The organism is Streptomyces sp. NPDC001020 (assembly GCF_053599115.1).
The window spans coordinates 21,242-27,485 of the sequence record NZ_JBSFLQ010000063.1; the positions used below are offsets into that span (position 1 = coordinate 21,242).

Below are 6,244 nucleotides of genomic sequence, written 5' to 3' on the forward strand. Positions count from 1 at the left end.
GTACATCTCTTCAGGGCATGGTGCTTCCCATGACCGACACCCGGCGCAAACTCGCCTTGCTCGCCTGCCTCGTCACGATCGTCCTAGCCGTCCTGGACATGCAGATCGTGTCGGCGGCCACCGTGCCGATCGTGCGCGACCTCGACCCCGCGCACGGCATCGCGAGGATCCCGTGGCTGGTCAGCGCGTTCTCCCTGGCGTCCGCCGCGATGCTCCCGCTCTACGGCAGGCTCTGCGACACCCTCGGCGCCAAGCCCGTCTTCCTCGGTGCCCTGGGCGCCTTCCTCGGTGGCTCGGCTCTGTGCGGTGCGGCCCCGTCGATCGGCTGGCTGATCGCCTCCCGGGCCGTACAGGGCATCGGCGCGGGCGGGTTGATGAGCGTGACGATGGTCGTCATCGCCCAGCTTTCGGTGCCCGGCAAGGAGAAGAACAAGGGCGCCGGCACCGGCGGGATCGTCGCGGGCGGTGGTATGGCCGTGGGCCCCTGGCTCGGCGGCTTCCTCGCCGACCACGCAAGCTGGCGCTGGGCGTTCTACATCAATCTGCCGCTCGGCATCGCCGCCCTGGCCACCGCCGTGATCACACTGAAGCTCCCCCGCCCTGCCACCAGCCGCTCGATCGACTTCACCGGTGCCGTGCTGGCCGCCGCGTTCTCCACCGCGCTGCTACTGGTCACCGAGTGGGGCGGTAAGCAGTACGCATGGACGTCCCCGCAGGTCATCGGCCTGGCACTGGCCTTCGTCTGCACTCTCGGGCTCTTCCTGCGCCGCCAGTTCACCGCCGCCGACCCCATCCTGCCGCCCTCGCTCTTCCGCATCCGCGAACTGCGCCTGGGCTTCGTGATCCAAGGGCTGATGGGCGCGGCCATGATGGGCGTCATCTACTACGTACTGGTCTACCTCCAGCTCGTCCGCGGCATCAGCAGCTCCTCCGCCGGCCTGTATCTGATCCCCATGGCGGCGGGCATCATGGCGGTGGGCATCACCACCGGGTGGCTCACCCGATGCGGCTGGTCCGAGCGGACGTTCGTGATCAGCGGATCCGCGGTGGGCACCGCCGCCTATCTCCTGCTGGCCACCACCGGCACCCACACCTCCCTGTGGCAACTGCGGGCGGCCCTGCTGCTCGTCGGCCTCGGGTTCGGCCAACTCCTCGGTCAGTTGATCCTGTTGGTGCAGCAGGCGGCTCCGGGCCACCAACTCGGCGTCGCCACCACCGCGATCCGCTTCTTCCAGACCCTCGGCGGAGCCCTCGGCGCCACCCTCTTCGGCACCCTGCTGGACCGCCTCTACGACGGCCCCGGCGACGTCGGCTCCCTGGTCGCCCTGCGCGGAGCGGACCGCGCTGCGGGCGTGACGGCATACGTCTCCGCGCTCGACACGGTGTTCCTGTGCGGGGCCGCGGTCATGGCGCTGTGCCTGCTGCTCGCCCTGCGGCTGCCGAGGACCCGGCCGATGGAGGCGGAGCCCGTCAAGGAACCCGCGGCCGTATGAGACAGGCCCCGCCCGATGTTCCGGACGGGGCCCCTCACGGTGTGGTCACGCCAGCAGCGCCGGAATGGTCTCCTCGTGGGCCTTGCGCAGTTCCTCGAGCGTGAGCGCGAACTCGCCCTGGACCTCGACCGCGTCGCCGTCCACGACACCGATCCGGGTGGCCGGCAGGCCGCGCGCACCGCACATGTCGTTGAAACGGATCTCCTCGGAGCGCGGCACGGCGACGATCGCGCGGCCGGCCGACTCGGAGAAGAGGAAGGTGAACGCGTCCAAGCCGTCCGGTACGACCAGCCGCGCGCCCTTGCCACCCAGCAGGGCGGACTCCACGACCGCCTGGACCAGGCCGCCGTCCGACAGGTCGTGCGCGGAGTCGATCATGCCGTCTCGGGAGGCCGAGATCAGGATCTCGCCGAGCAGCCGCTCCCGTTCCAGGTCGACCTTGGGGGGCAGACCGCCGAGGTGGCCGTGGACGACCTGCGACCAGGCCGACCCGCCGAACTCCTCATGTGTGTCGCCGAGGAGATAGAGCAGCTGCCCCTCCTCCTGGAAGGCGACCGGGGTGCGTCGGGCGACGTCGTCGATGACGCCCAGCACCGCCACCACCGGCGTCGGGTGGATGGCCGTCTCGCCGGTCTGGTTGTAGAGGGAGACGTTGCCGCCGGTCACCGGGGTACCCAACTGCTGGCAGGCGTCGGCGAGTCCGCGGACCGCCTCCGCGAACTGCCACATCACGGCCGGGTCCTCGGGCGAGCCGAAGTTCAGGCAGTCGGAGACGGCCAGCGGCTTGGCGCCGGTGGTCGCCACATTGCGGTACGCCTCGGCGAGCGCGAGCTGAGCGCCCGCGTACGGGTCGAGCTTCGCGTACCGGCCGTTGCCGTCGGTGGCGATGGCGACACCGAGCCCGGACGTCTCGTCGATACGGATCATCCCGGAGTCCTCGGGCTGGGCGAGAACCGTGTTGCCCTGCACGAAGTGGTCGTACTGCGAGGTGATCCAGGACTTCGAGGCCTGGTTGGGGGAGCCGACGAGCCTGAGGACCTGCTCCTTGATCTCTTCGGCGGTGGCCGGACGCGGCAGCTTGTTCGCGTCGTCCGCCTGGAGTTCGTCCTGCCACTGCGGACGGGCGTACGGGCGCTCGTACACCGGCCCCTCGTGCGCGACCGTCCGCGGGTCGACGTCGACGATCTTCCCGCCGTGCCAGTAGATCTCCAGCCGGTCGCCGTCGGTCACCTCGCCGATGACCGTGGCGATGACGTCCCACTTGGCGCAGATCTCCAGGAACCGGTCCACCTTCTCCGGCTCGACGACCGCGCACATCCTCTCCTGCGACTCGCTCATGAGGATTTCCTCGGGCGAGAGCGTCGAGTCGCGCAGCGGTACGTCGTCCAGGGTCACGCGCATACCGCCGGAGCCGTTGGAGGCGAGCTCGGAGGTGGCGCACGACAGGCCGGCCGCGCCCAGGTCCTGGATGCCGACGACCAGCTTCTCGCTGAACGCCTCCAGGGTGCACTCGATGAGCAGCTTCTCCTGGAAGGGGTCGCCGACCTGAACAGCGGGCCGCTTGGAGGGCTTCGCGTCGTCGAAGGTCTCGGAGGCCAGGATCGAGGCGCCACCGATACCGTCACCGCCGGTCCGCGCCCCGTACAGGATGACCTTGTTGCCGGCGCCGGACGCCTTCGCGAGGTGGATGTCCTCGTGCCGCATCACACCGATGGCACCGGCGTTGACCAGTGGATTGCCCTGGTAGCAGGCGTCGAAGACGACTTCCCCGCCGATGTTGGGCAGGCCGAGGCAGTTGCCGTAGCCGCCGATACCGGCGACGACGCCGGGCAGCACGCGCTTGGTGTCCGGGTGGTCGGCCGCGCCGAAGCGAAGGGGGTCGACGACGGCGACCGGCCGGGCGCCCATCGCGATGATGTCGCGCACGATGCCGCCGACGCCCGTGGCCGCACCCTGGTAGGGCTCGACGTACGAGGGATGGTTGTGCGACTCGACCTTGAAGGTGACCGCGTAACCCTGGCCGACGTCCACGACACCGGCGTTCTCGCCGATGCCCACGAGCAGGGCGTCCGACTCGGGGGCCTTCTCGCCGAACTGGCGGAGGTGGACCTTGGAGGACTTGTACGAGCAGTGCTCGGACCACATGACCGAGTACATGGCGAGCTCGGCGCCCGTCGGGCGGCGGCCCAGGATCTCGACGATCCGCTCGTACTCGTCCTTCTTCAGGCCGAGTTCGGCCCAGGGCAGCTCGACGTCGGGGGTCGCGGCCGCGTGCTCGACCGTGTCCAGAGGCGTCCGGCTCATGCGTTGACCAGCTTCTTGAGGATCGAGGTGAAGAACGGCAGGCCGTCGGTACGACCCGTACCGATCAGCGGCTCGACGGCGTGCTCGGGGTGCGGCATGAGGCCGACGATGTTCCCGGCCTCGTTGGTGATGCCGGCGATGTCACGGAGCGAGCCGTTGGGGTTGCCGCTTTCATCAGCGGCTCCGCCGCGGGCGAGGTAGCGGACCACCACCCGGCCCTCGGCCTCCAGCTTGTCGAGCGTGTACTCGTCGGCGACGTACCGGCCGTCCATGTTCTTCAGCGGGATGTGGATTTCCTGGCCGCTCTCGTAGTCGCTGGTCCAGGAGGTCTCCGCGTTCTCCACCCGCAGCTTCTGGTCGCGGCAGATGAAGTGGAGGTGGTTGTTGCCGAGCATCGCGCCCGGAAGGAGATGGGCCTCGGTGAGGACCTGGAAGCCGTTGCAGATACCGAGGACCGGGAGGCCGGCCTTCGCCTGCTCGATGACGGTCTCCATCACCGGCGAGAAGCGGGAGATGGCACCCGCGCGCAGATAGTCGCCGTACGAGAAGCCGCCCGGCAGTACGACGGCGTCGACCTGCCGGAGGTCCTTGTCCTTGTGCCAGAGAGCGACCGGTTCGGCGCCCGCGAGGCGGATCGCGCGCTGGGTGTCCCGGTCGTCCAGGCTCCCCGGGAAAGTGACGACGCCAATACGAGCGGTCACTTCGCGGCCTCCGCCACTTCCTCCACCTTGACGGTGAAGTCCTCGATCACGGTGTTGGCGAGGAAAGATTCCGCGAGATCGTGGATGCGGGCGAGCGCGGCGTCATCGACCGGCCCGTCCACCTGGAGCTCGAATCGCTTTCCCTGACGGACGTCGGAGATGCCCTCGAAACCAAGCCGCGGCAGTGCGCGCTGCACTGCCTGGCCCTGCGGGTCGAGAATCTCCGGCTTGAGCATGACGTCGACTACGACGCGTGCCACTGGCACTCCCGGTGTGTGGTGCTGAGCAGGTCCCTTCAGACTACCCGTACAAAATTTCTACTCGCGTAGATTCGTAGTATCCTACGTGACCGCCATCACTATCCGGCGTGAACCGCGGGATCCGCACGGAAAATCCTTGGAAAATCGCAGAACACCCGTCGGACGACCATTGCGCCCGGACACGCGGAGGCATTCAGTCGGTCTTCCCAGTGCATTGCCAGGCACTGTACAAAGGAAAAGGCAATAGCCGATACTTTGCTCAATTACTGCCGGACAGTCGACATCTCTCCGACATCTTCTTGGCGTCTGCGCACGTCATGACGGATGATCGCTGGGGTGTCGCACGAAGGGACCGATATTCGTGGCGCAGCGTGTCGTGGTCACTCTCTTTGACGACATCGACGGCTCAGAAGCGGCGGAAACGATCGCCTTCGGACTGGACGGCAAGTCGTACGAGATCGACCTCAATCAAGCCAATGCCAAGAAACTGCGTAAGGCGCTGGCACCGTACGTCGAGGCCGGCCGCAAGAAGGCGAAGTCCGGGAAGGCGTACACGCACACGGCATTGACGCCCGACCCTGCCGCCGTCCGCGCCTGGGCACGCTCACACAACATGGACGTACCGCCACGGGGCCGCATCCCTAAGAAGGTCTACGAGGCGTTCGCACAGGCGCACTGACGCGTTCGGTCAGGCTCGACCGGGCCCACCCCGGCCCGCCGGGCCGGTGGCGTCCAAGGCGCCCGGTCGGTCGGCGCACCTCCACTCGCCGAGGCCTGCTTCGCCGTCGGCCGGGGCATCCCCGGCCGGGCCGGGCCCGGATTCCCCGACCCTCGCTCCGCTTCTGTCGACCGGCCGGAGGTTCCGCACTCCGCCCATCCGTCGTCAACCTTTGGCCCCGGACGCCGGGGTCACCCCGTGAGCGCGCTCGCCGGCCGCCGCCCGCACGCGCCCCATCGGCCCCCATCCGCACCCGACTTGCGTTTTCCCCCTGGTGATCAGATAGAGTCTGGAACACGCCGAGGGGCAAGGCCGAGAGGCTGGAACCCCCAAGCGTCACGCGGGTGTAGTTCAGTAGTAGAACACCCCCTTTCCAAGGGGGAGGCGCAGTGTGCAATTCCTGTCACCCGCTCCACAGCATCGGCCCGACCACCCTTGTGGATCAGGTAGGCTGGTGCTCGCACCGATCGGTGAAAGCCGGTCGGGGGCAATGCGGACGTAGCTCAGTTGGTAGAGCGCAACCTTGCCAAGGTTGAGGTCGCGAGTTCGAGCCTCGTCGTCCGCTCGGGAAGAAAGACCCCGGTCCACTGGACCGGGGTCTTTCTCGTTCCCGTCGTGTGTCCGACATTTGTCATGCAGTGCGATGACACCGCGCACTGATGCCAGACCTAGGTGTATTGCCCTGAGAGGTTAGGAACGCGGCTGGCGGGTGGCTGACCCTTGAGCGCGGTGTGTCCGCGGTGGTGATTGTAGGTGTGCAGCCATTGC

5 protein-coding genes and 2 tRNA genes are annotated in these 6,244 nt (G+C 68.1%); 4 read left to right on the plus strand and 3 right to left on the minus strand.

Annotated features, from left to right (window positions below):
- Positions 1–29 precede the first annotated feature (29 nt).
- Positions 30–1,493 carry an MFS transporter gene (locus ACWDEX_RS34970; protein ID WP_450468493.1) on the plus strand — a complete coding sequence of 488 codons (1,464 nt, stop codon included), beginning with the start codon at positions 30–32 and terminating at the stop codon, positions 1,491–1,493.
- Between the two features lie 45 nt (positions 1,494–1,538).
- On the opposite strand, the gene purL is transcribed toward ACWDEX_RS34970, so the two are convergent.
- From purL to purS, 3 genes are read right to left on the minus strand one after another with little or no spacing between them, the layout of a single operon-like run.
- Positions 1,539–3,797, minus strand: a complete 2,259-nt coding sequence (gene purL, locus ACWDEX_RS34975; protein ID WP_450468494.1) for a phosphoribosylformylglycinamidine synthase subunit PurL — start codon at positions 3,795–3,797, stop codon at positions 1,539–1,541.
- Positions 3,794–4,498, minus strand: coding sequence for a phosphoribosylformylglycinamidine synthase subunit PurQ (purQ, locus tag ACWDEX_RS34980; RefSeq protein ID WP_450468495.1), 705 nt, complete (start codon positions 4,496–4,498; stop codon positions 3,794–3,796). The genes purL and purQ overlap by 4 nt, the downstream gene beginning before the upstream one ends.
- Positions 4,495–4,758, minus strand: a complete 264-nt coding sequence (gene purS, locus ACWDEX_RS34985) for a phosphoribosylformylglycinamidine synthase subunit PurS (protein WP_071366785.1) — start codon at positions 4,756–4,758, stop codon at positions 4,495–4,497. Before purS ends, purQ begins: the two co-directional genes overlap by 4 nt.
- A gap of 361 nt (positions 4,759–5,119) precedes the next feature.
- Here purS and ACWDEX_RS34990 point away from each other — a divergent pair, with 361 nt between their 5' ends.
- From ACWDEX_RS34990 to ACWDEX_RS35000, 3 genes are all read left to right on the plus strand, one after another.
- Entirely contained in the window at positions 5,120–5,437 is a 318-nt protein-coding gene (locus ACWDEX_RS34990) for a histone-like nucleoid-structuring protein Lsr2 (protein WP_450468496.1), read from the plus strand.
- 379 nt (positions 5,438–5,816) lie between these two features.
- A tRNA-Gly gene (locus tag ACWDEX_RS34995) sits at positions 5,817–5,891 on the plus strand.
- Positions 5,892–5,968: 77 nt separating this feature from the next.
- Positions 5,969–6,041, plus strand: a tRNA-Gly gene (locus ACWDEX_RS35000).
- Positions 6,042–6,244 lie beyond the last annotated feature (203 nt).

What these genes read in the sequence shown, in the direction of transcription:
- ACWDEX_RS34970 (WP_450468493.1), top strand. Translation starts at nt 30, where the DNA reads ATGACCGACACCCGGCGCAAACTCGCCTTGCTCGCCTGCCTCGTCACG.
- purL (WP_450468494.1), bottom strand. Translation starts at nt 3,797, where the DNA reads ATGAGCCGGACGCCTCTGGACACGGTCGAGCACGCGGCCGCGACCCCC.